The sequence below is a fragment of the Simplicispira suum genome (genome assembly GCF_003008595.1).
GTDB classification, from domain to species: domain Bacteria; phylum Pseudomonadota; class Gammaproteobacteria; order Burkholderiales; family Burkholderiaceae_C; genus Simplicispira; species Simplicispira suum.
Genome location: NZ_CP027669.1, coordinates 1,240,171 through 1,266,717, shown reverse-complemented (window position 1 = coordinate 1,266,717; position 26,547 = coordinate 1,240,171). Strand labels below are relative to the sequence as shown.

24 protein-coding genes, 5 tRNA genes and 1 pseudogene are annotated in these 26,547 nt (G+C 59.7%); 24 read left to right on the top strand and 6 right to left on the bottom strand.

Annotation, left to right across the window (positions count from 1 at the left end; genetic code table 11):
* Positions 1-13: 13 nt before the first annotated feature.
* Positions 14-706: a lipoyl(octanoyl) transferase LipB gene (gene lipB, locus C6571_RS05985; RefSeq protein ID WP_106448073.1), complete on the bottom strand. Its 693-nt coding sequence runs from the start codon at positions 704-706 to the stop codon at positions 14-16.
* A gap of 20 nt (positions 707-726) precedes the next feature.
* Positions 727-1,044, bottom strand: coding sequence for a YbeD family protein (locus tag C6571_RS05980; protein ID WP_106445881.1), 318 nt, complete (start codon positions 1,042-1,044; stop codon positions 727-729).
* Between the two features lie 185 nt (positions 1,045-1,229).
* On the opposite strand from C6571_RS05980, the gene C6571_RS05975 reads away from it, so the two are divergent.
* The 9 genes from C6571_RS05975 (at position 1,230) to C6571_RS05935 (ending at position 8,403) form a co-directional block, all read left to right on the top strand.
* Positions 1,230-1,697 carry an ATP synthase subunit I gene (locus C6571_RS05975; RefSeq protein ID WP_106445880.1) on the top strand — a complete coding sequence of 156 codons (468 nt, stop codon included), beginning with the start codon at positions 1,230-1,232 and terminating at the stop codon, positions 1,695-1,697.
* Positions 1,698-1,716: 19 nt separating this feature from the next.
* Positions 1,717-2,595, top strand: coding sequence for a F0F1 ATP synthase subunit A (gene atpB, locus C6571_RS05970; protein WP_106445879.1), 879 nt, complete (start codon positions 1,717-1,719; stop codon positions 2,593-2,595).
* A gap of 48 nt (positions 2,596-2,643) precedes the next feature.
* Entirely contained in the window at positions 2,644-2,892 is a 249-nt protein-coding gene (gene atpE / locus C6571_RS05965; protein ID WP_106445878.1) for a F0F1 ATP synthase subunit C, read from the top strand.
* A gap of 34 nt (positions 2,893-2,926) precedes the next feature.
* Positions 2,927-3,397, top strand: a complete 471-nt coding sequence (locus C6571_RS05960; protein WP_106445877.1) for a F0F1 ATP synthase subunit B — start codon at positions 2,927-2,929, stop codon at positions 3,395-3,397.
* 11 nt (positions 3,398-3,408) lie between these two features.
* Entirely contained in the window at positions 3,409-3,951 is a 543-nt protein-coding gene (locus C6571_RS05955; RefSeq protein WP_106445876.1) for a F0F1 ATP synthase subunit delta, read from the top strand.
* A gap of 46 nt (positions 3,952-3,997) precedes the next feature.
* The gene (atpA, locus tag C6571_RS05950; protein ID WP_106445875.1) at positions 3,998-5,551 is read left to right on the top strand and encodes a F0F1 ATP synthase subunit alpha; all 1,554 of its coding nucleotides are present in this window, start codon (positions 3,998-4,000) and stop codon (positions 5,549-5,551) included.
* A gap of 21 nt (positions 5,552-5,572) precedes the next feature.
* Positions 5,573-6,442, top strand: a complete 870-nt coding sequence (atpG, locus tag C6571_RS05945; RefSeq protein WP_106445874.1) for a F0F1 ATP synthase subunit gamma — start codon at positions 5,573-5,575, stop codon at positions 6,440-6,442.
* A 35-nt stretch (positions 6,443-6,477) separates the two neighbouring features.
* On the top strand, positions 6,478-7,908 hold the full coding sequence (atpD, locus tag C6571_RS05940) for a F0F1 ATP synthase subunit beta (RefSeq protein WP_106445873.1): 1,431 nt from the start codon (positions 6,478-6,480) through the stop codon (positions 7,906-7,908).
* A 75-nt stretch (positions 7,909-7,983) separates the two neighbouring features.
* Entirely contained in the window at positions 7,984-8,403 is a 420-nt protein-coding gene (locus C6571_RS05935; protein WP_106445872.1) for a F0F1 ATP synthase subunit epsilon, read from the top strand.
* A gap of 115 nt (positions 8,404-8,518) precedes the next feature.
* Here C6571_RS05935 and C6571_RS05930 read toward each other — a convergent pair whose 3' ends face one another.
* The 3 genes and pseudogenes from C6571_RS05930 to C6571_RS05920 form a co-directional block, all read right to left on the bottom strand.
* Positions 8,519-9,052, bottom strand: coding sequence for a TPM domain-containing protein (locus C6571_RS05930; protein WP_106445871.1), 534 nt, complete (start codon positions 9,050-9,052; stop codon positions 8,519-8,521).
* A gap of 2 nt (positions 9,053-9,054) precedes the next feature.
* A pseudogene (locus C6571_RS05925) lies at positions 9,055-9,947 on the bottom strand (TPM domain-containing protein).
* A 27-nt stretch (positions 9,948-9,974) separates the two neighbouring features.
* On the bottom strand, positions 9,975-10,568 hold the full coding sequence (locus C6571_RS05920; protein ID WP_106445870.1) for a LemA family protein: 594 nt from the start codon (positions 10,566-10,568) through the stop codon (positions 9,975-9,977).
* A gap of 179 nt (positions 10,569-10,747) precedes the next feature.
* Between C6571_RS05920 and C6571_RS05915 the strand changes: the two genes are divergently transcribed.
* Positions 10,748-11,284, top strand: coding sequence for a DUF2946 family protein (locus C6571_RS05915; protein ID WP_106448072.1), 537 nt, complete (start codon positions 10,748-10,750; stop codon positions 11,282-11,284).
* Between the two features lie 78 nt (positions 11,285-11,362).
* Here the strand turns inward: C6571_RS05915 and C6571_RS05910 are convergent, their stop codons facing one another.
* On the bottom strand, positions 11,363-12,253 hold the full coding sequence (locus C6571_RS05910) for a c-type cytochrome (protein ID WP_106445869.1): 891 nt from the start codon (positions 12,251-12,253) through the stop codon (positions 11,363-11,365).
* A gap of 140 nt (positions 12,254-12,393) precedes the next feature.
* On the opposite strand from C6571_RS05910, the gene C6571_RS05905 reads away from it, so the two are divergent.
* The 14 genes from C6571_RS05905 (at position 12,394) to rpoC (ending at position 26,414) form a co-directional block, all read left to right on the top strand.
* A tRNA-Arg gene (locus tag C6571_RS05905) sits at positions 12,394-12,469 on the top strand.
* 100 nt (positions 12,470-12,569) lie between these two features.
* Positions 12,570-12,654: transfer RNA gene (locus C6571_RS05900), tRNA-Tyr, on the top strand.
* Positions 12,655-12,721: 67 nt separating this feature from the next.
* Positions 12,722-12,795, top strand: a tRNA-Gly gene (locus tag C6571_RS05895).
* 31 nt (positions 12,796-12,826) lie between these two features.
* Positions 12,827-12,901: transfer RNA gene (locus tag C6571_RS05890), tRNA-Thr, on the top strand.
* An 80-nt stretch (positions 12,902-12,981) separates the two neighbouring features.
* Positions 12,982-14,172 carry an elongation factor Tu gene (gene tuf, locus C6571_RS05885; protein ID WP_106445868.1) on the top strand — a complete coding sequence of 397 codons (1,191 nt, stop codon included), beginning with the start codon at positions 12,982-12,984 and terminating at the stop codon, positions 14,170-14,172.
* Between the two features lie 11 nt (positions 14,173-14,183).
* A tRNA-Trp gene (locus tag C6571_RS05880) sits at positions 14,184-14,259 on the top strand.
* A gap of 84 nt (positions 14,260-14,343) precedes the next feature.
* Positions 14,344-14,727 (top strand): preprotein translocase subunit SecE, encoded by a 384-nt coding sequence (gene secE, locus C6571_RS05875; protein WP_106448071.1) that lies wholly within the window; start codon positions 14,344-14,346, stop codon positions 14,725-14,727.
* Entirely contained in the window at positions 14,727-15,320 is a 594-nt protein-coding gene (gene nusG, locus C6571_RS05870; RefSeq protein ID WP_106445867.1) for a transcription termination/antitermination protein NusG, read from the top strand. The genes secE and nusG overlap by 1 nt, the downstream gene beginning before the upstream one ends.
* Positions 15,321-15,439: 119 nt before the next feature.
* A complete protein-coding gene (gene rplK / locus C6571_RS05865) occupies positions 15,440-15,871 on the top strand; it encodes a 50S ribosomal protein L11 (protein WP_106445866.1) in 432 nt (143 codons plus the stop codon).
* Positions 15,872-16,567 carry a 50S ribosomal protein L1 gene (gene rplA / locus C6571_RS05860; protein ID WP_106445865.1) on the top strand — a complete coding sequence of 232 codons (696 nt, stop codon included), beginning with the start codon at positions 15,872-15,874 and terminating at the stop codon, positions 16,565-16,567.
* A 223-nt stretch (positions 16,568-16,790) separates the two neighbouring features.
* A complete protein-coding gene (rplJ, locus tag C6571_RS05855) occupies positions 16,791-17,297 on the top strand; it encodes a 50S ribosomal protein L10 (protein WP_106445864.1) in 507 nt (168 codons plus the stop codon).
* Between the two features lie 39 nt (positions 17,298-17,336).
* Positions 17,337-17,711, top strand: a complete 375-nt coding sequence (gene rplL, locus C6571_RS05850) for a 50S ribosomal protein L7/L12 (RefSeq protein WP_106445863.1) — start codon at positions 17,337-17,339, stop codon at positions 17,709-17,711.
* Between the two features lie 269 nt (positions 17,712-17,980).
* The gene (gene rpoB, locus C6571_RS05845) at positions 17,981-22,105 is read left to right on the top strand and encodes a DNA-directed RNA polymerase subunit beta (RefSeq protein ID WP_106445862.1); all 4,125 of its coding nucleotides are present in this window, start codon (positions 17,981-17,983) and stop codon (positions 22,103-22,105) included.
* A 76-nt stretch (positions 22,106-22,181) separates the two neighbouring features.
* Entirely contained in the window at positions 22,182-26,414 is a 4,233-nt protein-coding gene (gene rpoC / locus C6571_RS05840) for a DNA-directed RNA polymerase subunit beta' (RefSeq protein WP_106445861.1), read from the top strand.
* Positions 26,415-26,547: the final 133 nt, after the last annotated feature.

Sequence of the window (26,547 nt, the reverse complement as noted above, 5' to 3'; positions counted from 1 at the left end):
GCTGGCTTCGGATTCAGGGCGTCAGCCGCGCGATCAGATGCTTGCTGAGCACATCCGCAGCCTCATCCCAAGTGGTGTGGACCCCGATTGTAGAAAGGTCCACCGTGCGCAAACCCATGTAGCCGCATGGGTTGATGCGAGCGAACGGCTCCAAGTCCATTGCCACGTTGAGAGCCACGCCATGCAGACTGCAGTGGCGCGTCACCTTGATGCCGAGCGCTGAAATCTTGCCCAGGCCCGCAAAGTCGGGTCCGGGAAGCGGTGCGCCGGGCTCTCTGTGACGCGGCCGCTGAGCCAGCACTTGGTGGCTGGTCGGATCATCGAGCCGCACATAGATGCCTGGCGCACCAGCTACCCGGTGGCCGGTGATGCCGAAATGCGCCAGAGTGCGAATCACGGCCTCCTCCACGCGGTAGACATATTCTTTGACGTAATAGCCTGCACGACGCAAGTCGATCAGCGGGTAGGCCACGACCTGGCCCGGCCCGTGAAAGGTGACCTTGCCGCCCCGATTGGTGGTTGTTACGGGGATGTCACCGGTATCCAGCAGATGCTCTGGGCGGGCGGAGATGCCTTGGGTGAACACCGGTGGGTGTTCACAAATCCAGAGCTGATCAGGCGCATCTGCGCATCGCTGCGCGGTGAATTCCTGCATCGCGGCGTAGGTCGGCGCATAAGCCACCCGGCCAAGGCGATGAAGTTCGATGGACACGCTCTCTGCCTCGGTCAGAGAACCACCTTGACCAGCGCATGCGAAGTGAAAGCAAGATAGAGCGCGTCGAGCTGTTCCCGGCTGGTTGCAGTCACGGTCAACGTCACTCCGAGGTACTTGCCCGTTCGGCTTGGCCGCAATTCGATGCCTGCGGCATCAAAACTTGGATCCAGACGCCTGGCAATCTCTGTCAGTGCGCGCACCAGACCGTCCTCGTTGGCTCCCATCACTTTGATTGGGAAGCGCGAGGGATACTCGATCAACGAGTTCTTGCGCGTGTCGGAAGCGATGGCTGCGTCGGCCGGCTTGGGCGGAATGGGTGGCGTCTCCATACGGGTAGCTTACTCACGTTTGGACAGCGATGCAGGCATGCGCTTGGGTCCGGGAATGGGCAGATTGACCACGCTGCGCGCCGTCAAAAACCGACAGTGTGCAAAAATTGGCGCTGGCCACGGGTTTTTACTTATAATGAGAGGCTTTCGATAAAATTTCGACGTGCCAATGCGGGGAGGCCCATGTGAATCCAGTCGCCCCCAGACACGAAGCTGAGGACGAAGAACCCGAGTTCAAGCCGCTGACGCCCGATCAGGCTCGCGAATGGCGCAAACGCCATCCCGCATTGTCTGTGTGGCGTCTTGTGTTTGGGCAGTTGCTGGTGGGCTCCTTGGTCACTTTGCTGACCTGGCTCATCACCCAAGACCGCGCGGTGGCGGGGTCTGCTGCCTGGGGTGCCTTGTGTGTCGTAGTTCCTGCCGCGCTTTTTGCGCGCGGCATGGCGCGCGCAAGACAGACAGTCGGCGAGGTGTTGGTAGGGTTGTTCGTGTGGGAGATGGCGAAAATTGCGCTAACCGTTGCCATGCTGTGGATGGCGACGCGCTGGCTCCAGTCGCCAAGTTGGCCGGCTTTGCTGGTTGCAATGGTGGTGACGATGAAAACGTACTGGTTCGTGCTTTTGGTGCGGCCCGGTGTCCGAAAAACCGATTGATTGAGAGAAGAGTTGTCCGATGGCCGCAGAAGCGCACGCTCCGACTGCAAGTGAATACATCGTTCACCACCTGCAGCATCTTCAAAACATCAAGCAAAAAGCCGTTATTGACATGTCGGTCGTGAACTACGACTCCATCATCGTCGGCTTGTTGGTGGGTGGTTTGGGTCTCTTTTTCTTCTGGCTGGCTGCGCGAAAGGCTACGTCCGGTGTGCCGGGTCGCTGGCAGGCGGCGGTGGAAATCATGATCGAGATGGTCGACACCCAGGCCAAGGCCACGATCCACAATGCTCAAAGCCGCAAACTGATTGCTCCTTTGGCGCTCACCGTATTCGTCTGGATTTTCCTGATGAATGCCATGGATCTTTTGCCGGTGGACCTGCTGCCCGTCATCTGGGCGCAGATATGGGGTGCCGCAGGCAACGATCCGCACCATGCCTACCTGCGCATTGTTCCCACTGCCGACCTTTCGACCACGATGGGCCTCTCGGTCTCCGTGCTGGTTTTGTGTCTGATTTACAGCGTCAAGATCAAAGGTCTTGGCGGCTGGATGCACGAACTCGTCACGGCGCCTTTTGGCACCAGCAAGAACCCGATCTTTGCCCTGATTCTGGGTGTGATCAATCTGTTCATGCAGATCATTGAATACGTTGCCAAGACGGTCTCGCACGGTATGCGACTGTTTGGCAACATGTACGCTGGCGAGTTGGTGTTCATGCTGATCGCCGTGATGGGCGGTGCAGCAGCCTTGTCGCTTTCCGGCGTGTTGCTCCCCGTGGGGCACATCATTGCGGGCACGATTTGGGCGATTTTTCACATCCTGATCATCACCTTGCAAGCCTTTATTTTCATGATGCTGACGCTGATTTATCTCGGCCAGGCGCATGAATCTCACTGACCATTTCCCTTTCTTTCTCAACTTTTCTTTTTTCAATCAGGAGTCATCATGGAAAACATTCTCGGTCTCGTCGCTCTGGGTTGCGGTCTTATCGTGGGCCTGGGCGCTATTGGTGCTTCCATTGGCATTGGCCTGATGGGTGGCAAGTTCCTGGAAGCCTCGGCTCGCCAGCCTGAATTGATGAACGAACTGCAAACCAAGATGTTCGTTCTGGCTGGTTTGATCGACGCCGCATTCCTGATTGGCGTCGCTATCGCCCTGCTGTTCGCTTTCGCCAACCCCTTCGTCCTGGCCTAAGCTCCCTTCAACGCCCACTTAGAAAGGTGTTGCCGTGAGTATCAATGCGACCCTGTTCGTTCAGGCCATCGTCTTCCTGATCCTGGTGCTGTTCACGATGAAATTCGTGTGGCCCCCGGTTGCGAAGGCGCTGGATGAGCGAGCCCAGAAAATCGCCGATGGCCTCGCTGCTGCCGACCGTGCCAAATCCGAGCTGAGCGCTGCCAATCAGCGTGTCGAGCAGGAGTTGTCGCAGGCACGCAATGAGACGGCGACACGTCTTGCCGACGCGGACCGCCGCGCCCAAGCCATCATTGAAGAAGCCAAGGTTCGCGCCAGCGAAGAAGCCGGCAAGATCGTGGCTGCCGCCCGTTCGGAAGCCGAACAGCAGGCCGTTCAGGCCCGCGAAACGCTGCGCGAGCAGGTTGCGGTGCTGGCCGTCAAAGGTGCCGAGCAGATCCTGCGCAAGGAGGTCGATTCCGGCGTCCATGCCGACCTGCTCACGCGTTTGAAGACCGAACTGTAGGGGGCACACGTATGGCCGAAATCGCGACCATTGCCCGCCCTTACGCGGAAGCCTTGTTCAAGGCCTGCGCTGACAAAGGCGAAGGCGCTTCGCGCGCTGCGCTGGATTGGGCCGACCGGCTTGGCGCCATTGCCGCCAGCCCCGCGCTGCAGCAAGTTGTCGGCAACCCCAAGGTCACGTCAGAACAACTGTTCGACTTGGTGACTGGGGTGGCAGGCGAGGCCTTGCCGACACTGGCGCAGAACTTTCTGCGCACGGTGATCGATAACGACCGCGTCGAGGCGCTGCCCGAAATCGCCGCCCAGTTTCGTGCACTGGTGAATCGCCAGCGTGGTTCGTCTGATGCGGTGGTTTACAGCGCTTTCGCCATGGACGATTCTGCTTTGGCCGAGCTCGGCGCCACGCTTGAAAAACGTTTCTCGCGCAAGCTGAACCTGAGCGTGCAGCGCGACGAGTCGCTGATCGGTGGCATTCGCGTGGTGGTGGGCGATGAAGTGCTCGACACCTCGGTGAAAGCCCGACTTGAACAAATGAAAGCCGCCCTCACCGCCTGAGTGCGCGCTGGGCCCCTAGGCAAACCAAAGAAAGAAGGAAAGAGTCATGCAACTCAATCCCGCAGAAATTTCTGAACTGATCAAGAGCCGCATTGAAGGTCTCGAAGTTGGTTCTGACATCCGAAATCAAGGCACCGTGGTGTCCGTGTCGGACGGCATCGTGCGCATCCATGGCCTGTCGGACGCGATGCAGGGCGAAATGCTCGAGTTCCCGGCCACCGCCGATGGCACGCCTTCGTACGGTTTGGCGCTGAACCTCGAGCGTGACTCGGTCGGCTCGGTGATTCTGGGCGAGTACGAGCACATCTCAGAAGGCGATACCGTCAAGTGCACGGGCCGCATTCTGGAAGTGCCCGTCGGCCCCGAGCTGATTGGCCGCGTGGTCAACGCGCTCGGTCAGCCGATTGATGGCAAAGGCCCGATCAACGCCAAGATGACTGACGTGATCGAAAAGGTTGCTCCAGGTGTGATCGCGCGCAAGTCCGTGGATCAGCCGCTGCAGACCGGTTTGAAGTCCATTGACTCGATGGTGCCAATTGGCCGTGGCCAGCGCGAGCTGATCATTGGCGACCGCCAGACCGGCAAGACGGCCGTGGCCATCGACGCCATCATCAACCAGAAGGGTCAGGGCGTTACCTGCGTCTACGTCGCCATCGGCCAGAAGGCATCGTCCATCAAGAACGTGGTGCGCTCGCTGGAGCAAGCCGGTGCCATGGACTACACCATCGTCGTGGCCGCATCGGCTTCTGAGTCCGCCGCCATGCAATACGTATCGGCCTACTCCGGCTGCACCATGGGCGAGTATTTCCGCGACCGCGGCCAGGACTCCCTCATCGTGTACGACGACCTGTCCAAGCAAGCTGTTGCCTACCGCCAGGTGTCCCTGCTGCTGCGCCGCCCACCAGGCCGTGAAGCCTACCCCGGCGACGTGTTCTATCTTCACAGCCGTCTGCTGGAGCGCGCAGCCCGCGTGAACGAAAAGTACGTGGAAGACTTCACCAAGGGCGAAGTCAAGGGCAAGACGGGTTCGCTGACCGCATTGCCCATCATTGAAACGCAGGCTGGCGACGTGTCCGCCTTCGTGCCTACCAACGTGATCTCGATCACCGACGGCCAGATTTTCCTGGAAACCAGCCTGTTCAACGCCGGTATCCGCCCAGCCATCAACGCCGGTATTTCGGTCTCGCGCGTCGGTGGAGCGGCGCAGACCAAGCTGATCAAGTCGCTGTCCGGCGGTATTCGTACCGATCTGGCCCAGTACCGCGAGCTGGCTGCATTCGCGCAGTTTGCTTCCGATCTGGACGACGCCACCCGCAAGCAGCTCGACCGCGGTGCCCGCGTGACGGAATTGCTCAAGCAGGCCCAGTACAGTCCCCTGCCCATTTCGCTGATGGCGGCCACCTTGTTCGCAGTGAACAAGGGCTTCCTCGACGACATCGACGTCAAGAACGTGCTTGCTTTCGAGCATGGGCTGCACCAGTTCCTCAAGACCAGCCACGCAGCATTGCTTGACAAGCTCGAAGCCGCCAAGGCAATGGACAAAGACGCTGAAGCGGCTTTGTCCGACGCTGTGGCTGCGTTCAAGAAGTCTTTCGCTTAATTGAGCCGCTGAGGAGGTCCCATGGCAGCAGGCAAGGAAATACGCGGCAAGATCAAATCGGTGGAAAACACCAAGAAGATCACCAAGGCCATGGAGATGGTGGCTGCATCCAAAATGCGCAAGGCGCAAGACCGGATGCGTGCAGCCCGTCCTTACAGCGAGAAGGTGCGCAACATTGCGGTCCATCTTGGCCAGGCGAATCCCGAGTACATCCATCCGTTCATGAAGATCAACGACGCCAAGGCGGCGGGCGTGATCGTCGTGACCACAGACAAGGGGCTGTGCGGTGGCATGAACACCAACGTGCTGCGCGCAGTTACCGGGAAACTGCGCGAGTTGCAGAGTGCCGGTGTCGCCATTGAGGCAGTGGCCATTGGCAACAAAGGTCTGGGCTTTCTCAACCGTGTCGGAGCCAAGGTCGTCGCGCATGCCACAGGTTTGGGCGACACACCGCATCTGGACAAACTGATTGGCCCGGTCAAGGTGCTGCTCGATGCCTACGCAAAGGGCGAGGTCAATGCGGTCTATCTGAGCTACACCCGCTTCATCAACACGATGCGGCAGGAGTCCGTGGTAGAGCAGTTGCTGCCGCTTTCCTCGAAGGATATGCATTCGTCCAGTGGCTCGACGACCGGCTGGGACTACATCTACGAGCCTGATGCCCAGAGCGTCATCGACGAACTGCTTGTGCGCTACGTCGAGTCGCTTATCTACCAGGCCGTGGCCGAGAACATGGCTTCCGAGCAATCGGCGCGTATGGTGGCCATGAAGGCTGCCACCGACAACGCCGGTACGGTGATCGGTGAACTCAAGCTGGTCTACAACAAGACTCGCCAAGCGGCCATCACCAAAGAGCTGTCCGAGATCGTCGCCGGCGCCGCCGCCGTTTAAGCGGCCAACAGAATCATTTATTGGAGCAATCAACCATGGCTCAAGCAATTTCCCCGGTCAGCGAACTGACCCAAGGCAAGATCGTTCAGTGCATCGGCGCCGTGGTCGACGTGGAGTTTCCGCGCGACCGCATGCCGAAGATTTACGACGCACTCAAGCTCGAAGGCACGGCCTTGACGCTTGAAGTGCAGCAGCAGCTTGGCGACGGCATCGTGCGCACCATTGCGCTCGGTTCGTCTGACGGCCTGCGTCGCGGCCTGATGGTGTCCAATACGGGCAATCCCATCACCGTGCCTGTGGGCAAAGCGACGCTGGGCCGCATCATGGACGTGCTCGGCACGCCCATCGACGAACGCGGTCCCGTGAGCGACGAACTGACCGCATCCATCCACCGCAAAGCGCCCGCGTACGACGAACTCTCGCCCTCGCAAGAGTTGCTGGAAACCGGTATCAAGGTGATCGACTTGGTGTGCCCCTTCGCCAAGGGCGGCAAGGTGGGCCTGTTCGGCGGCGCCGGCGTGGGCAAGACCGTGAACATGATGGAACTCATCAACAACATCGCCAAGGCCCACTCGGGTCTGTCGGTGTTCGCCGGTGTGGGCGAGCGTACCCGCGAAGGCAACGACTTCTACCACGAGATGGCCGATTCCGGCGTCGTGAATCTGGAGAATCTGGGCGAATCCAAGGTTGCCATGGTGTACGGTCAGATGAACGAACCGCCGGGCAACCGCCTGCGCGTGGCGCTGACGGGTCTGACCATCGCCGAGTCCTTTCGCGACGAAGGCCGGGACGTGCTGTTCTTCGTGGACAACATCTACCGCTACACGCTGGCCGGTACCGAAGTGTCGGCACTGTTGGGCCGCATGCCTTCCGCCGTGGGTTACCAGCCTACGCTGGCAGAGGAAATGGGCCGCCTGCAAGAGCGCATTACCTCCACCAAAGTGGGCTCGATCACCTCCATCCAGGCCGTGTACGTGCCCGCAGATGACTTGACCGACCCCTCGCCTGCCACGACTTTTGCCCACTTGGACTCTACGGTGGTGTTGTCGCGTGACATCGCTTCGCTCGGCATCTACCCCGCTGTGGACCCGCTCGACTCGACCAGCCGCCAGTTGTCACCCGATGTGGTGGGTGAAGAGCACTACAACGTCGCTCGCGACGTGCAGAACACACTGCAGCGCTACAAGGAACTGCGCGACATCATCGCCATTCTGGGGATGGACGAACTGGCTCCGGAAGACAAACTGATCGTGGCCCGCGCGCGCAAGATTCAGCGCTTCCTGTCGCAGCCCTTCCACGTCGCCGAAGTGTTCACGGGCGCCCCTGGCAAGTACGTCACGCTGGCAGAAACCATTCGTGGCTTCAAGATGATTGTGGCCGGCGAATGCGACCACCTGCCCGAGCAGGCTTTCTACATGGTTGGTACCATTGATGAAGCCTTCGAAAAAGCCAAGAAGATGGCCTGAACCACACGCCGGTAGAGCAGTCCTGCTCCGCCGGCACTGGGTTCAACGGTCTGCACTGCCTCAAAGGAATCCTGAATGGCCAACACCATCCACGTGGACGTCGTAAGCGCCGAAGAATTGATCTTCTCGGGCGAAGCGAATTTCGTCACCCTGCCCGGCGAGGCTGGCGAACTGGGCGTGTACCCGCGCCACACCCCGCTGATCACCCGGATCCGGCCGGGTTCGGTGCGCATCGAGATGGCCGACGGTAGCGAAGAGTTTGTCTTCGTCGCCGGAGGCATTCTTGAGATCCAGCCCGATTGCGTCACCGTCTTGTCAGACACCGCCGTGCGCGGCAAGGACCTGGACGACGAAAAGGCCGCGTCTGCCAAGGCAGCTGCGGAAGAAGCGCTCAAGAACGCGAAGGGCGAACTCGATCTTGCACGTGCCCAGGCTGAACTGGCCGTCATGGCAGCGCAGATCGCTGCCTTGCGCAAGTACCGGCAAAAACGCTGAGAATCTCACCGTCGAAGCCCCACCGCCTTCGGGCGGTTTTTATTCGTCTGCTGCCAGGAAAATCGATTCAAATCGCGATTCGGCGCTTGTCGAGTAAGCGTCTCTCGCTATAAATTCAGGAGTAGTCTGGGCCGATTGCTGGCGCATCGGACAGCTCGTTGACCAGAGCATCTCTCGTGCTCGCATCCGCTGGAAAGTGCAGCTCTAGCAGCGCTGAAACTTTGTCAATGGCGCGGTTCAATGCCTCCTCGAAATGCCCGTTTTGGAGGCCCTCTGCCATGCTGGCGACCAACTGCTCCCACTGCTGCGGTGTGACGCCCCGCGCCAGGCCACGGTCTGCCACGATTTCCACAGCGCGATCTGCCAACAGCAGGTAGATCAGCACGCCGTTGTTTTGCTCGGTGTCCCAGACGCGCAGTTTCCCAAATAGAGTGATCGCGCGTTCCCGCGCGGATGCCCCTCTCCAGAGGTAGCTGACTGGCAGTCCGCCTTCAAGGCACAGGCGGATCTGTCCGCTGTGTCGTCGTTCACTTTGTCTCACCTTCTGCGTCAGCCGCTTCAGGGCAGCGCCGCGAAGCGCAGCGGGCAGGGAACCACTGCGCCAGCGATGGCGCAGGAGGCGGATCAATCGATCAAACGGCCGTACCATCCTTACCAGTCTCCCGACGCGCCGCCGCCGCCAAAATCGCCGCCCCGCCCGAAGAGAATCCTCCGCCGTCGCTTGAAGATTCCCACCCGCCTGCGCTCCCGCCAGACCATCCACCGCCGCCGCCGCTGCTCCAGGTTGCACCGCGCCCTCCGGATGAAAATAGTACGAACAACAGCGCGCCGACAGCCGCCAGCACCGCCAACCACCAACTGGTGGTGAAGACGAAGACCAACGCCCCGGCCACGGCGCCGAGCATGCCGGCTCCCAGGCGTTTGCCAAAGATTGCACGCGCTACGGAGCCCAAAGCAGCCAAGCCGAACAACAAAAAGACAGCCAGCGCCATCCAATCGCTCGCCTGGCCGGCTTCTTCGCTTGCGCCTGCAGGCTCAGGGAGCGGTTCACCGGCGATACGTGCAGCGAGCTGCTCAATCGCGGCATTTAACCCCCCGGCGAAGTCGCCAGAGCGAAAACGAGGCTTCATGATCTCGTCAATGATGCGCGCCGCAGCAAGATCCGGAATCGCCCCTTCCAGGGTCTTCGCCACCTCGATGCGCATCTTGCGATCGTCCTTTGCCACCACGATCAGAACGCCGTCACCCGCCTCGCGCCGTCCGATCTTCCAGACGTTACCTACGCGATTCGCAAAGGCGGCGATGTCTTCGGGCGCCGTGCTGGAAACCATGAGCACCACCAGCTGCGCCCCCATTTTCTGTTCGATCTCGACCAGGCGCCGCTCCATCGCACTGCGTTGCGACGCGTCGAGCGTGCCGGTCTGATCGATCACATGGCCCGACAGTGCAGGGACTGCTGGCAGCGTTTCGGAATGGGCTTGTACGCCCAAAAACGCTATCAAATAAATAGCTATAAATCCCTGCCAAATAAGCGATAAAGGCATATTTGACCTGAATTTCAGTGCGCTGGACTACTTCTTCGGTGCAGAGAAATCGACGGTCGGGGGCGACGATATCTGTGCCTCGTTCTGCACGGTAAAAGTGGGCTTGGTGTCATAGCTGAACACCCTGGCGGTCAGATTCGTGGGAAAGCTGCGGGCGAGGACGTTGTATTCCTGGACGGCTTGGATGTATCGGTTGCGAGCCACCGTGATGCGGTTTTCGGTGCCTTCAAGCGTAACTCGCAGATCCCGAAAAGCCTGATTGGCCTGCAGCGTCGGATAGCGCTCGGACACCGCCATCAGGCGTGAGAGAGCCCCTGAAAGTTCGCCCTGCGCCTGCTGGAACTTTGCAAACACCTCGGGGTTGTTCAGCGTCTCTGGTGTCACCTGGATCGCCGTCGCCTTGGCACGTGCCTCAATGACCTTGGTCAGGGTGTCCTGCTCGAAGCTGGCCTCTCCCTTGACGGTTGCGACAATGTTGGGCACCAGATCGGCGCGGCGCTGGTATTGGTTGAGCACTTCGCTCCATGCGGCCTTGGACTGCTCATCCAGGCGCTGAAAATCGTTGTAGCCGCAGCCGCTCAACGCGAATACGGTAAGCAGAAAAACAAGAAAACGCTTCATGAGATTGCGCGCCGGGCACCATAAGGCGGAACTGCCACAGCCATGGCGCCGGCAAATTGTGCCGCAACTTCCTGCGAAGTAAAGCTGTCAATGAACTGGAGTCAAGGACAAATCTGACCAATTTTGTGTCTGCGCATCGCCCGCCACACGCAAGCGTCGTGCGCCATGCAGAATGGCGCATGGACGACATCGTGCTTCAAGCTATGGTGAAGTGGCCCAAGGTTCCCGCCTGTTATGGCTGGCTGGGCCTGGATGCCCGCGGCCGCTGGTATTTGCGCGACGAGACCGTGCAATCAGTTGGTGATTTTGCGCATAGCAAGGGAGACTGGCTCCAGCACGACAAGCTCCTTGCTTTCATCGCGCGCAATTATGGTGCAGACGACCAAGGTCAATGGTTCTTCCAGAACGGCCCGCAGCGTGTCTACGTCGAACTTGAAAATACACCCTGGATCTGGCGCATCGGCCCGGGCCTCACGGTGCAATCGCATACAGGACAAACCGCTACGGTGAGCGCCTGCCTTGTCGATGAGACAGGCCACGTTTACCTCGCAACTTCCCTGGGGTTGGGTCTGGTGCACAGCCAGGACGTTGCATTGGCTTCGGACGCCATCGAGCAGGGAGATTGGAGTGTGCAAAACGTGAGCGCCCAAGCGCTTCCCGAAGCCTTCGGATTCGTGCGCAGCCCGGCGCAGCGGCAAGAGGGCTTCTCACGCTGACCCCCGTCATCGCGATGCGAAGGGCGTAAAAAAGCCGGCCTGCAATAGCCGGCCGGCTGCGGGCGAGGCCTGCTTGCCTTACTGTGCGGCGGCCGCCATGAACTCCACCGCAGCGTGCAGATCTGCATCGGAGGCACTGCTGCCTCCCTTGGGTGGCATGGCTCCCTTGCCCTTCAGTGCGCTCTGATACAGGGCGTCGATACCCGTCTGCAACCGTGGCGCCCAAGCCGTCTTGTCGCCCAACTTGGGTGCTCCGGCCACGCCTGCAGCATGGCAAACTTGGCAGGCCTGCTTGTAAAGTGCTTCGCCCGCACCAGCAGCAGCGACTGCTACCGCAGGGGCATCAGCTGCGGGCGCTGCAGCTTCCTGAGCGGGGGCCGCAGCGGTTTCCTGGACCGCTGCAGATGCTGTCGTCGGAGCGGCTGCTGGCTCGGCAGGCGCTGCAGCCGACGCATCGGCGGATGGCGCTGCAGCGGGTACGGCAGGTTCGGAAAACTTGGCGCCAGCGGCATTGGCCATGTACACCACCGCGCGGCCAATCTCCACGTCGCTGAAATCGCCGCCGCCTTGGGCGGCCATGGCTCCCTTGCCGGCCAGTGCAGAGTGCAGCAAGGCTTCGTAACCTGTCTTGATGCGCGGCGCCCAGGCCGCAGCATCAGAGAACTTCGGCGCGCCTGCAGCACCTGTCGCATGGCAGGCCGCACACTGCGCTTTGAAGACTTCTTCGCCCGACTTCAGCGGACGATTGGCATCGCGAATTTCTACCGAACCCACTTTTTGGATGCGCAGGGCGATTGCACGCTCCGGATTGGCCGAGCCGACCGATGGCATATCGGCCGAGCTGACAAACATCACGAGGGCGATGATCGTAAAAATAGGAACGATGAACCCGAGCAAAACCGCGTTCAACAATTGCTTGGGATTCTTGATGGGCCCCGTGTGGGCTTGCGTGGTGTGTTGCTCGCTCATGTCTTCCTCGAAAATGCAAACGGGGTCTTGATCTAGATCGAGAATTATAGGTGCGCTCGCGCTAAGACAGTACAGCCTGGGCGCCCGCATGCGAAGCCTGTGTGATAATCAAAGGCTGCCTCAGCACTGGGGCAGCCAGTGCGGCTGTAGCTCAGTGGATAGAGTATCGGCCTCCGAAGCCGAGGGTCGTGGGTTCGATCCCCGCCAGCCGCACCACCTTTGAAGCCGTTCGGCTTTTGACCGCCAATTTTTCCTCGCAGGCGCCGCGCAACTGGGCGAGGCGGGTCAAAAAAACAGCTATAATTCGAGATTGCGTGGAGGAGTGCCCGAGTGGCTAAAGGGGCAGACTGTAAATCTGTTGGCTTACGCCTACGCTGGTTCGAATCCAGCCTCCTCCACCAGAGACATGATTGTGAAGTGGGTCCCCGTGAGCGGGGGCTGTCTTGCTGAGTGGCTCAGGCCGCTTTTGCGGGAGTAGTTCAATGGTAGAACCCTAGCCTTCCAAGCTAATGACGCGGGTTCGATTCCCGTCTCCCGCTCCATGGTCTTGTTGTTGCTGTGTGATTTTTAGTTGCCCATGTGGCTCAGTGGCAGAGCACTCCCTTGGTAAGGGAGAGGTCGCGGGTCCGATTCCCGCCATGGGCACCACCTGAATTCTGGATGCGGTCGCGTGCTTAAGCGCCGAAATCCCCTTGTTTTTGTTGTAGATTTTTTTCGGAGTCGGAAAAATGGCAAAAGGAAAATTCGAACGTACCAAGCCGCACGTCAACGTGGGCACCATTGGTCACGTGGACCACGGCAAGACGACGCTGACGGCGGCGATTGCCACCGTGCTGTCGCAGAAATTCGGCGGTGAAGCCAAGGACTACTCGCAGATCGACAACGCGCCTGAAGAAAAGGCGCGCGGCATCACCATCAACACCTCGCACGTCGAGTACGAAACGGCTGGCCGCCACTACGCCCACGTCGATTGCCCCGGCCACGCTGACTATGTGAAGAACATGATCACCGGCGCTGCGCAGATGGACGGCGCTATTCTTGTCTGCTCCGCCGCTGACGGCCCCATGCCCCAGACCCGCGAGCACATCCTGCTCGCCCGCCAGGTGGGCGTTCCCTACATCATCGTGTTCCTGAACAAGTGCGACATGGTGGACGACGAGGAACTGCTCGAACTCGTCGAAATGGAAGTGCGCGAACTCCTCGACAAATACGACTTCCCGGGCGATGACACCCCCATCATTCGCGGCTCCGCCAAACTCGCCCTCGAAGGCGACAAGGGAGCGCTGGGTGAAGAAGCCATCATGAAGCTGGCCGAAGCCCTGGACACCTACATCCCCACGCCCGAGCGTGCGGTCGACGGCGCCTTCCTGATGCCTGTGGAAGACGTGTTCTCCATCTCGGGGCGCGGCACCGTGGTGACCGGTCGTATCGAGCGCGGCATCGTCAAGGTCGGCGAAGAAATCGAAATCGTCGGCATCAAGGACACCGTCAAGACCACCTGCACCGGCGTGGAAATGTTCCGCAAGTTGCTCGACCAAGGTCAGGCTGGCGACAACGTCGGTCTGCTCTTGCGCGGCACCAAGCGCGAAGACGTCGAGCGCGGCCAAGTGCTGTGCAAGCCCGGCTCCATCAAACCGCACACGCACTTCACCGCCGAAGTCTACGTTTTGTCCAAGGACGAAGGAGGCCGTCACACGCCGTTCTTCAACAACTACCGTCCCCAGTTCTACTTCCGCACGACGGACGTGACGGGTGCGATTGAGCTGCCCGCCGACAAGGAAATGGTCATGCCTGGCGACAACGTGTCGATCACGGTCAAGCTGATCAACCCCATCGCCATGGAAGAAGGCCTGCGCTTTGCTATCCGCGAAGGTGGTCGTACCGTGGGCGCGGGTGTCGTGGCCAAGATCATTGCTTAAGTAGGAAATACAGGGGTATAGCTCAATTGGCAGAGCGTCGGTCTCCAAAACCGAAGGTTGTAGGTTCGATTCCTACTGCCCCTGCCACCTGAACCGTGGCATTTAGAGCCCGCCAGCCAATGGCGGGCTTCGGCGTCTTAGGAGATGCTGAATTTGATAGGAAAAAATGGCATGGCCAGTTCACAGATAGAGACAGTCAGCACCGGCGTCGACAAGGCCAAGCTGGCGTTGTCGGTTGTTTTGCTAGTGGCGGCATTGTCAGGGTTTTACCTCCTTGCCAAGCAAGGACCATTGGTCCAGTGGGGTGTTCTCGGCGCTGGGGTCGTCCTCGCGGTCGGAATGTTTCTTGTTTCCGAGGTTGGGCGGCGGTTCATTGGTTTCTGTCGCGATTCCACGCGGGAAGTGAAGAAGGTCGTGTGGCCAACCCGCAAGGAAACCACTCAAATGACGGCCTATGTCTTTGGTTTTGTGGTGCTCATGGCGCTGTTTCTTTGGATGACCGACAAGACGCTCGAATGGGTCTTCTATGACCTGATTCTGGGCTGGAGAAAGTAATGACAGTATCCGCTGATCTTGACGGTGTGAGTGCGCTGGGGACGGCCGATCCGAGCAATCCGGATCTTCGTTGGTACATCGTGCATGCCTACTCCGGCATGGAAAAAGCGGTCGAGCGAAACATCGCCGAGCGCATCGCTCGCGCCAGCATGCAATCCAAGTTTGGACGTGTTCTGGTGCCCACCGAAGAGGTGGTGGAAATGAAGGCGGGGCAAAAGAAAACCACCGAGCGACGCCTGTTCCCTGGCTACGTGTTTGTCGAAATGGTGATGGACGATGAGTCCTGGCACTTGGTAAAGCACACCAACAAGGTGACCGGTTTCGTCGGAGGCGCTAAAAACCGCCCTGCCCCGATCTCTGAGGCGGAAGTCCAGAAGATCGTCAGTCAGATGCAGGAAGGTACCGAGAAGCCAAGGCACAAGACGGAGTTCATGGTGGGCGAGTACGTACGCGTGAAGGAAGGGCCGTTCACGGATTTCAATGGATCCGTCGAAGACGTCAACTACGAAAAGAACCGTCTGCGCGTCTCGGTCATGATTTTTGGGCGTTCAACGCCAGTGGAGCTGGAGTTCGGTCAAGTCGAAAAGACCTGAGCATGTTTATCGATTGATTGCACTTTTCGACTCGGTGCAATCGCTTTTGTTTGAGTCGTTAGCCCCCGGGGAGCCATCGGCCGAGTGGTCGTGGCGCATGTACCCGCAAGGAGTAAAGCATGGCGAAAAAAATCGTCGGTTTTGTCAAGCTGCAAGTGCCAGCTGGTAAGGCCAATCCATCACCACCCATTGGCCCGGCCCTGGGTCAGCGCGGTCTCAACATCATGGAGTTCTGCAAGGCGTTCAACGCGCAGACCCAAGGTGTCGAGCCTGGTTTGCCCTTGCCGGTGGTCATCACCGCATTTGCCGACAAGAGCTTCACCTTCGTCATCAAGACGCCGCCTGCAACGGTTCTGATCAAGAAGGCGATCAAACTGGACAAGGGTTCGGCCAACGCCCTGAGTACCAAGGTAGGAAAAATTACGCGCGCTCAGTTGGAAGAGATCGCCAAGACGAAGATGAAAGACATGAACGCTGCAGATCTTGACGCGGCTGTTCGTACCATCGCCGGCTCCGCCCGCTCGATGGGTGTGACCGTGGAGGGCGTGTAAATGTCCAAACTGACCAAAAAGCAAAAGGCGTCGCAAGGCAAAGTCGACAGCAACCGTCTGTACCCCTTGGCCGAGGCCCTGGTTTTGATCAAGGAAGCAGCAACGGCCAAGTTTGATGAATCCATCGACGTGGCCGTGCAGCTGGGTGTTGATGCCAAGAAGTCTGATCAGGTGGTTCGCGGTGCTGTGGTGCTGCCCAATGGCACCGGCAAAACGACGCGAGTGGCCGTGTTTGCTCAAGGAGCCAAGGCCGAAGAGGCCAAGGCAGCTGGTGCCGACATCGTCGGTATGGATGATCTCGCGGCCATGGTCAAAGCCGGCAACATGCCGTTTGATGTGGTTATTGCAGCTCCCGACGCCATGCGTGTTGTGGGAACGCTGGGCCAGATCCTCGGTCCACGTGGACTGATGCCCAACCCCAAGGTCGGGACAGTTACCCCCGACGTGGCCACGGCCGTCAAGAATGCCAAGGCGGGTCAGGTGCAGTTTCGCGTAGACAAGGCGGGCATTGTGCACAGCACGATCGGGCGCCGTTCGTTTGACGATGCCAAGTTGCAAGGCAATCTCGCCGCTCTGATCGACGCGCTGACCAAGGCCAAGCCTGCCACCAGCAAGGGTCTGTACCTGCGCAAAGTGGCCGTTTCATCCACCATGGGCCTAGGTGTCCGGGTCGATACGCAATCCATTTCGGCATAAAGAAATGTCCGGGCGAACGCAGGTTCGTCCGAACCGGTGGGCCACGCATTTTTCGAGGTGCGCGGGCCATCCAAGACCGCTGGCGTGCGAAGGCGCACTTAAATCGACCGGAGCCAGCGCAGATGGCGATCCCACTGAATCAGATTTGCCTGAACAGTTGGTCGCTGCAACCAGAGCGTGGGGTTCGGTTTCGTACCGAGCAACACATTTTAAGGAGTAGACCTTGAGTCTTAATCGCAGTGAGAAGGAAGCGGTCATCAGTGAAGTGACCGACCTCGCCGCAAAAGCTCAGACGCTAGTGCTTGCGGAATACCGCGGCATCACGGTCGCTGACATGACTAAGTTGCGTTCCGATGCACGCAGCAAAGGTGTAAGCCTGAGTGTTCTGAAGAACACGCTGGCACGCCGAGCTGTGGCCGGAAGCAGTTTTGACGTCGTCGCAGACCAGATGACCGGTCCGCTGATCTATGGCTTCTCTGAAGACGCTGTGGCCGCCGCAAAAGTGGTGGCCGATTTCGCGAAAACCAACGACAAGTTGGTGATTCGCGCAGGCGCGTTTGGAGGCAAGGCCCTGGATGTCAACGGCGTGAAGCAACTGGCCAACATTCCTTCGCGGGAAGTGTTGTTGGCGCAGGTGTGTGGGCTGTTGATGTCGCCCATGTCGCGCACCGCAGTGGTGCTCGGCGCATTGGCGGCCAAAAAAGGCGAGAGCGAAGCTGTTGCCGCTTGAGGCGCAGTTGTCCGTGAACCAATTTGTTAGGAAATAAAAATGGCATTCGATAAAGACGCATTTCTGACCGCCCTCGACGGCATGACGGTCCTGGAACTCAATGAGCTGGTAAAGGCCATTGAAGAGAAGTTTGGCGTGAGCGCTGCAGCGATGGCCGCACCGGCCGCTGGCGGCGGCGGCGCTGCTGCAGCTGCCGAAGAGCAGACTGAATTCAACGTGATGCTGCTTGAGGCAGGCGCCAACAAAGTGTCCGTCATCAAGGCTGTGCGTGAAATCACGGGTCTGGGCCTCAAGGAAGCCAAGGACGTTGTTGACGGCGCTCCCAAGGCTGTGAAGGAAGGTCTGTCTAAGGCAGACGCCGAAGCCGCCAAGAAGAAGCTGGAAGACGCTGGCGCCAAGGCCGAGCTCAAGTAAGCGCACGCTTTTCTGGGCTGGGGTGCTCTGCAAAGAGCCCTCAGCCTTTTGGCGCTTCTGGGCGCCCTATAGAAAACACCAGAAAGCAACGAGCGCGTTGCTTTCTAGTGTCTTCTGACGAATCCGACAGCAGAAGACGCCTTGGTTCGGGCGATGTGCAAGGCATCGCTGTCCGCCATGGTTGGTAGTGGCCAACCCGCCAAGCCTGCAGTCTAGCGCTGTAGGTCCTAGTCGCAGACCCAGGACTCAAGTCTTTTCCCGGAGATCTCATGGCCCCAACATCCACGTACAGCTACACCGAACGCAAGCGGATTCGCAAAAGTTTCGGCAGCCGCGACAGCGTGCTCGAGGTTCCTTACCTGCTGCAGATGCAGAAAGACGCGTACACGGCTTTCCTTCAGGCCGGTGTGGCACCCAAGAAGCGTTCAATTGAAGGCCTACAAGCGGCGTTTAATGCAGCGTTTCCGATTGTTTCGCACAACGGTTTCGTGGAAATGAAATTCCTCGAATACAACCTCGCCAAGCCGGCGTTCGACGTGCGCGAGTGCCAGACGCGCGGGCTGACGTTTGCATCCGCCGTGCGGGCCAAGGTGCAGCTCATTATTTATGACCGCGAGTCTTCCACGCCCCAATCCAAGGTGGTGAAGGAAGTGAAGGAGCAAGAGGTCTACATGGGCGAAGTACCGCTCATGACCGACAAAGGCTCTTTCATCATCAACGGCACCGAGCGCGTGATCGTGTCCCAGTTGCACCGTTCGCCTGGCGTGTTTTTTGAACACGACAAGGGCAAGACGCACAGTTCCGGGAAGCTCCTGTTTTCGGCGCGCATCATCCCCTATCGTGGTTCCTGGCTTGACTTCGAATTCGACCCCAAGGACATTCTGTATTTCCGCGTCGACCGCCGCCGCAAGATGCCCGTCACGATTTTGCTCAAGGCCATCGGGCTGAATCCAGAATCGATCCTGGCGAACTTCTTCGTGAACGACAGCTTCCGCCTCATGGACAGTGGCGCGCAAATGGAGTTCGTCTCCGAGCGCCTGCGCGGCGAAGTCGCACGTTTCGACATCACCGACAAGTCGGGCAAGGTGGTGGTAGCCAAGGACAAGCGCGTCACGGCGCGCCATACCCGCGAACTCGAAGAGAGCAAGACCAGCCACATCAGCGTTCCAGAGGATTTCCTTATCGGACGCGTGGTGGCGCGCGCCATCGTCGAACCCGACACCGGTGAAATCCTGGCCAAGGCCAATGAAGAACTCACCGAAGCGCTCCTTAAAAAGCTGCGCTCTTCCGGCGTGCAGGAGCTGCAATGCATCTACACCAATGAACTCGACCAGGGTGCGTACATTTCGCAGACCCTGCGCACGGACGAAACCGTAGACGAGTTTGCCGCGCGCGTGGCCATCTACCGCATGATGCGACCAGGCGAGCCGCCGACCGAAGACGCGGTGCAAGCGCTGTTCCAGCGCCTGTTCTACAACCCGGACACGTACGACCTATCGCGCGTGGGCCGCATGAAGTTCAACGCCAAGATCGGTCGGGACGAGTCGACCGGCCCGATGGTGCTGACCAACGAAGACATCCTGGCCGTGGTCAAGATCTTGGTAGACCTGCGCAACGGCAACGGCGAGGTGGACGACATCGACCATCTGGGCAACCGCCGGGTGCGCTGCGTGGGTGAGTTGGCCGAAAACCAGTACCGTACGGGCTTGGCGCGCATTGAGAAGGCGGTCAAGGAGCGCCTGGGTCAGGCGGAGCAAGACCCCTTGATGCCGCACGACCTGATCAACTCCAAGCCGATTTCCGCAGCACTCAAGGAGTTCTTCGGTGCTTCGCAGTTGTCGCAGTTTATGGACCAGACCAATCCCTTGGCTGAGATCACGCACAAGCGCCGTGTTTCCGCCTTGGGCCCAGGCGGTCTGACGCGAGAACGTGCCGGCTTTGAAGTGCGGGACGTGCACGTCACGCACTACGGTCGTGTCTGCCCTATCGAGACGCCCGAGGGCCCCAATATTGGTCTGATCAATTCGCTTGCTCTGTACGCGCGCCTCAACGAATACGGATTCATCGAAACACCGTATCGCCGCGTCGCGAATGCCAAGGTAACCAACGAGATCGACTACTTGTCTGCGATCGAAGAAGGCAAGTACATCATCGCGCAGGCCAATGCGACGCTGGACGCCGAAGGGCGTCTGACGGGAGAACTGGTTTCAGCGCGTGAAAAGGGCGAATCCATTCTCGTGGGTGCAGAGCGCGTTCAGTACATGGATGTCTCGCCCGCACAGATCGTCTCCGTGGCCGCCTCTCTCGTTCCCTTCCTGGAACACGACGACGCCAACCGCGCGCTCATGGGCGCCAACATGTCGCGCCAGGCGGTGCCAGTTCTGCGCCCGGAAAAGCCCATGGTGGGTACGGGCATTGAGCGTGTCGCTGCGGTTGACTCGGGTACGGTCGTCACGGCCACCCGCGGTGGTGTCGTCGACTACGTCGACGCGACCCGTATCGTGATCCGCGTGAACGACGCAGAAGCGTTGGCGGGCGAGGTGGGTGTCGATATCTACAACCTCATCAAGTACCAGCGCTCCAACCAGAACACCAACATTCATCAGCGTCCCATCGTCAAAAAGGGCGACAAGCTGACCAAGGGTGACGTGATTGCCGACGGCGCGTCGACGGACTTTGGCGAAATCGCCATTGGCCAGAACATGCTCATTGCCTTCATGCCCTGGAATGGCTACAACTTCGAGGACTCGATCCTCATCAGCGAACGCGTCGTGGCCGAAGACCGCTACACCTCGATCCACATCGAAGAACTGGTGGTGATGGCGCGCGATACCAAGCTGGGCGCTGAAGAAATCACGCGCGACATTCCGAACCTGTCCGAGCAGCAGCTCAACCGTCTGGATGAGTCCGGAATCATCTACGTTGGCGCTGAAGTGATGCCTGGCGATACGCTGGTCGGTAAAGTCACGCCCAAGGGTGAAACCACGCTGACGCCTGAAGAAAAGCTGCTTCGTGCCATCTTTGGCGAAAAGGCTTCGGACGTAAAGGACACATCCTTGCGTGTGGACCAAGGCTCGCAAGGTGTAGTCATTGATGTGCAGGTCTTCACGCGCGAAGGCATTCAGCGTGACAAGCGTGCGCAGCAAATCATCGACGATGAGCTCAAGCGCTTCCGTCTGGACCTCAACGACCAGCTGCGCATCGTGGGCGACGACGCCTTCGCGCGACTGGAAAAACTGCTGCTCGGCCGCGTTGCCAATGGCGGGCCGCAAAAGCTCGCCAAAGGCAGCAAGATCGACAAGGCCTATCTGGACGCGCTCGACCGCTACCACTGGTTCGACATTCGTCCCGCCGAAGACGACATCGCCAACCAGCTCGAAAGCATCAAGAACTCGCTGGAACAAACGCGCCACAGTTTCGACCTTGCGTTTGAAGAAAAGCGCAAGAAGCTCACGCAGGGCGACGAGTTGCCCGCCGGCGTGCTCAAGATGGTCAAGGTGTACCTGGCCGTTAAGCGCCGCCTGCAGCCCGGCGACAAGATGGCCGGCCGCCACGGTAACAAGGGCGTGGTGTCCAAGATCGTTCCGGTCGAAGACATGCCCTACATGGCAGACGGCACCCCTGCAGACATCGTGCTCAATCCTCTGGGCGTGCCATCGCGCATGAACGTGGGGCAGGTACTCGAAGTCCATCTGGGCTGGGCCGGCAAGGGCATTGGCCAGCGCATCGGCGACATGCTGCAGCAGGAGGCCAAAGTGGCCGAGCTGCGTACGTTCATGGCCGAGATCTACAACACATCGGGCCGAAAGGAAGATTTCTCGCAGCTCTCAGACGACGTGGTGATGGAGATGGCATCCAACCTCTCGGGCGGTGTTCCGTTTGCCACTCCCGTGTTCGATGGTGCTACCGAAGACGACATTCGCCACATGCTGGCGATTGCCTATCCCGACGAGATCGCCGAACGCAAGGGGCTGACGGCAACGCGCACGCAGGCGCATTTGTATGACGGCCGCACAGGCGATCCGTTTGAGCGCCCGACCACCATTGGCTACATGCACTTCCTGAAACTTCACCACTTGGTGGACGACAAGATGCACGCGCGCTCGACCGGCCCTTACTCGCTGGTCACGCAGCAACCGCTGGGGGGCAAGGCGCAGTTCGGCGGTCAGCGCTTCGGCGAAATGGAAGTGTGGGCTCTGGAGGCCTATGGCGCCGCGTACGTGCTGCAAGAAATGCTGACAGTGAAGTCCGACGACGTGCAAGGCCGTACCAAGGTGTACGAGAGCATCGTCAAGGGCGAACACACCATCGAAGCGGGCATGCCCGAATCGTTCAACGTGCTGGTCAAGGAAATCCGCTCGTTGGGACTCGACATGGAACTGGAACGCTCCTGAGCCCATGGTTCTGTCGTACGGGCCGCAGACGCAGAGATTGCGCCGGCCCGGCCCAACTGTTTAAGGAAAGAGTTATATGAAATCGCTACTCGACCTGTTCAAGCAATTCACGCCTGATGAGCACTTTGATGCCATCCGTGTTGGCATGGCGTCGCCCGAGAAGATCCGTTCGTGGTCTTTCGGCGAAGTGAAAAAACCGGAAACCATCAATTACCGCACCTTCAAGCCTGAGCGCGACGGTCTGTTCTGTGCCAAGATTTTTGGTCCGATCAAAGACTACGAATGCCTGTGCGGCAAGTACAAGCGCCTCAAGCACCGCGGTGTCATCTGCGAGAAGTGCGGCGTCGAAGTCACGCAGACCAAGGTGCGCCGCGAACGCATGGGCCACATTGATCTGGCCGCACCCTGCGCGCACATCTGGTTCTTGAAGTCGCTGCCGTCGCGTCTGGGCCTGGTGCTCGACATGACGCTGCGCGACATCGAACGCGTGCTGTACTTTGAAGCCTATGTAGTCACTGACCCTGGCATGACGCCGCTGAAAAAATTCAGCATCATGAGCGAGGACGATTACGACGCCAAATTCAAGGAGTTCGGCGACGAGTTCGTTGCCAAGATGGGCGCCGAGGGCATTCGCGACCTGCTCGAATCGATTGAGATCGACAGCGAGATCGAGCGCCTGCGTGGCGACCTGACCGGCTCCGAGGTCAAGGTCAAGAAGAACTCCAAGCGTCTCAAGGTGCTTGAGGCCTTCAAGAAGTCGGGCATCAAGCCCGAATGGATGGTGCTGGAAGTGTTGCCTGTGCTGCCGCCGGATCTGCGTCCGCTGGTGCCGCTTGATGGCGGCCGTTTTGCCACGTCCGACCTGAACGACCTGTACCGCCGCGTCATCAATCGCAACAGCCGCCTGCGCCGTTTGCTGGAACTCAAGGCGCCCGAAATCATTGCGCGCAACGAGAAGCGCATGCTGCAGGAAGCCGTGGACAGCCTGCTGGACAACGGTCGCCGTGGCAAGGCCATGACGGGCGCCAACAAGCGCGCGCTCAAGTCGCTGGCGGACATGATCAAGGGTAAATCGGGCCGCTTCCGCCAGAACCTGCTGGGCAAGCGCGTCGACTACTCGGGCCGCTCGGTCATCGTGGTCGGCCCAACGCTCAAGCTCCACCAGTGCGGCTTGCCCAAGCTGATGGCGCTCGAACTCTTCAAACCCTTCATCTTCTCGCGCCTCGAAGCCATGGGCATCGCGACGACGATCAAGGCCGCCAAGAAGGAAGTCGAATCCGGCACGCCGGTGGTCTGGGACATCCTGGAAGAGGTGATCAAAGAGCACCCGGTGATGCTCAACCGTGCGCCTACGCTGCACCGACTGGGTATTCAGGCGTTTGAGCCCATCCTGATTGAGGGCAAAGCCATTCAGTTGCACCCTCTCGTATGCGCGGCCTTCAACGCCGACTTCGACGGCGACCAGATGGCTGTGCACATTCCGCTGTCGGTGGAAGCGCAGATGGAGGCCAGAGTGTTGATGCTGGCATCCAACAACGTGCTGTTTCCTGCCTCGGGCGAGCCGTCCATCGTTCCGTCGCAAGACGTGGTGCTGGGGCTGTACTACGCCACACGCGAGCGCATTAACGGCAAGGGCGAAGGTCTGATTTTTGCCGATACCGGTGAAGTCCAGCGTGCGCTCGATGCGGGCGAAGTCGATCTCGCAGCCAAGATCAATGTGCGCATGACCGAGTGGACCAAGAACAAGGAAACAGGTGAATTCACCTCTTCCGTTGGTCTTGTGGAAACAACGGCTGGTCGCGCTCTGCTGTCCGAGATCCTGCCCAAGGGTTTGCCGTTCTCGCACATGAACAAGGCACTCAAGAAGAAGGAGATCTCCAAGCTCATCAATGTGTCCTTCCGCAAGTGCGGACTGAAGGAAACGGTGGTCTTTGCCGACAAGCTGCTGCAAAACGGCTTCCGCCTGGCGACGAAGTCCGGCATCTCCATTGCCATCGAAGACATGCTGGTGCCGCCACAGAAGGTTGGCATCATTGAGGCTGCTGAAAAAGAGGTCAAGGAAATCGAGCAGCAGTACGTCTCGGGCCTGGTGACTTCCGGCGAACGCTACAACAAGGTGGTGGACATCTGGGGCAAGGCCGGCGACGAAGTCTCCAAGGTCATGATGCAGCAGTTGGCCAAGCAAAAGACCATCGATCGTTCGGGCAACGAAGTGGACCAGGAGTCGTTCAACTCCATCTACATGATGGCCGACTCCGGCGCCCGCGGTTCCGCAGCCCAGATTCGCCAGCTGGCCGGTATGCGCGGCCTGATGGCCAAGCCCGACGGCTCCATCATCGAGACCCCCATCACGGCAAATTTCCGTGAGGGTTTGAATGTGTTGCAGTACTTCATCTCTACGCACGGCGCCCGCAAGGGTCTGGCCGATACGGCGCTGAAGACAGCCAACTCGGGCTACCTGACCCGCCGTCTCGTGGATGTGACACAGGATCTCGTGGTGACCGAAGACGATTGCGGCACTTCGAATGGCGCGCTGATGCGGGCTATCGTCGAAGGCGGCGAAGTGATCGAATCGCTTCGCGAACGTGTGCTGGGCCGCACCGTGGCCGAAGACGTGCTGCACCCGGAAAATCGCGCCGTGCTGGCCGCTGCTGGCCAGATGCTGGAAGAAGAACTGATCGAGGAACTGGAAGCCGCTGGTGTCGATGAAGTCAAGGTTCGCACTGCGCTGACCTGCGAAACGCGCTTTGGTCTTTGCGCCAGTTGCTATGGCCGCGACCTGGGCCGTGGCGGCAAGATCAATCTGGGCGAGGCCGTGGGCGTGATTGCTGCGCAGTCGATTGGCGAGCCAGGAACCCAGCTCACCATGCGTACCTTCCACATTGGCGGCGCGGCGTCGCGCGCGGCAATTGCGTCGAGCGTGGAAGCCAAGTCCAATGGCGTGATCGGCTTCAACGCCACCATGCGCTATGTGACCAACTCCAAGGGCGATCTGGTGGTGATTGCACGTTCCGGTGAGATCGTCATTCACGACGAGCATGGCCGCGAACGTGAGCGCCACAAAGTGCCGTACGGGGCCACCCTGACGGTCAAGGCCGACCAGCAGGTCAAGGCCGGCCTGATCCTGGCCAACTGGGATCCGCTGACCCGACCCATCATCACCGAATTTGCCGGTCAGGCGAAGTTCGAGAATGTGGAAGAGGGTCTGACCGTTGCCAAGCAGGTGGACGACGTGACCGGCTTGTCGACGCTGGTGGTGATCGACCCCAAGCGCCGCGGCTCCACCAAGGTGGTCAAGCCCCAGGTCAAGCTGATCGACCCTGCGGGCAACGAAGTGAAGATCCCCGGCACCGATCACTCGGTGACCATCGGCTTCCAGATTGGTGCACTGATCCAGGTGCGCGATGGTCAGGACGTGGGCCCCGGCGAAGTGCTGGCGCGCATCCCGATCGAGGGCCAGAAGACGCGCGACATCACCGGCGGTCTGCCACGGGTGGCAGAACTGTTCGAAGCGCGCACGCCCAAGGACAAGGGAACGCTTGCGGAAACTACCGGTACCGTCTCGTTCGGCAAGGAAACCAAGGGCAAGATCCGCCTGCAGATCACTGATCCGGACGGCAAGGTCATGGAAGACCTGATCCCCAAGGAAAAGAACATTCTGGTGCACGAAGGCCAGGTGGTGAACAAGGGCGAGTCGATCGTCGACGGTCCGGCTGATCCGCAGGACATCCTGCGTCTTCTGGGCATTGAAGAGCTCTCGCGCTACATCGTCGATGAAGTGCAGGACGTCTATCGCCTGCAAGGCGTGAAGATCAACGACAAGCACATCGAGGTGATCGTTCGCCAGATGCTGCGCCGCGTCGTGGTCGACAACCCAGGCGACTCCAACTACATCGCTGGTGAACAGGTCGAGCGCTCGGAGATACTCAATACCAACGAGGCGCTGCAGCGCGACGGCAAACTCGCGTCGACCTACACCAATCTGTTGCTGGGCATTACCAAGGCTTCGTTGTCGACCGATTCGTTCATCTCGGCGGCATCCTTCCAGGAGACGACCCGGGTTCTGACCGAAGCGGCCATCATGGGCAAGCGGGATGAGTTGCGCGGCTTGAAGGAAAACGTCATCGTTGGTCGCTTGATTCCTGCGGGCACCGGCATGGCCTACCACCAGGCGCGCAAGATCAAGGACGCCATGGACGACGCCGAACGCAGAGCCATCGCTGAGGCGGAGGCCGAGGAGATGGCCGGTATCGCCGAAACCGAGACGGTCGAGAGCGCAGGCGACGACGCAGCGGCGGCCTTGGACTGAGCCCCCTGCGCGCTGCCTGGCGCAGAGCCCGGCAGCGCCTGTGCGCGTCGATCCCGATCGGCCCTTCGCGGGGACGGTCGGGATTTTTTTTGCCGCAGGCCACAATGCCTGTCTTGTCACCAGGCCGCCTAGG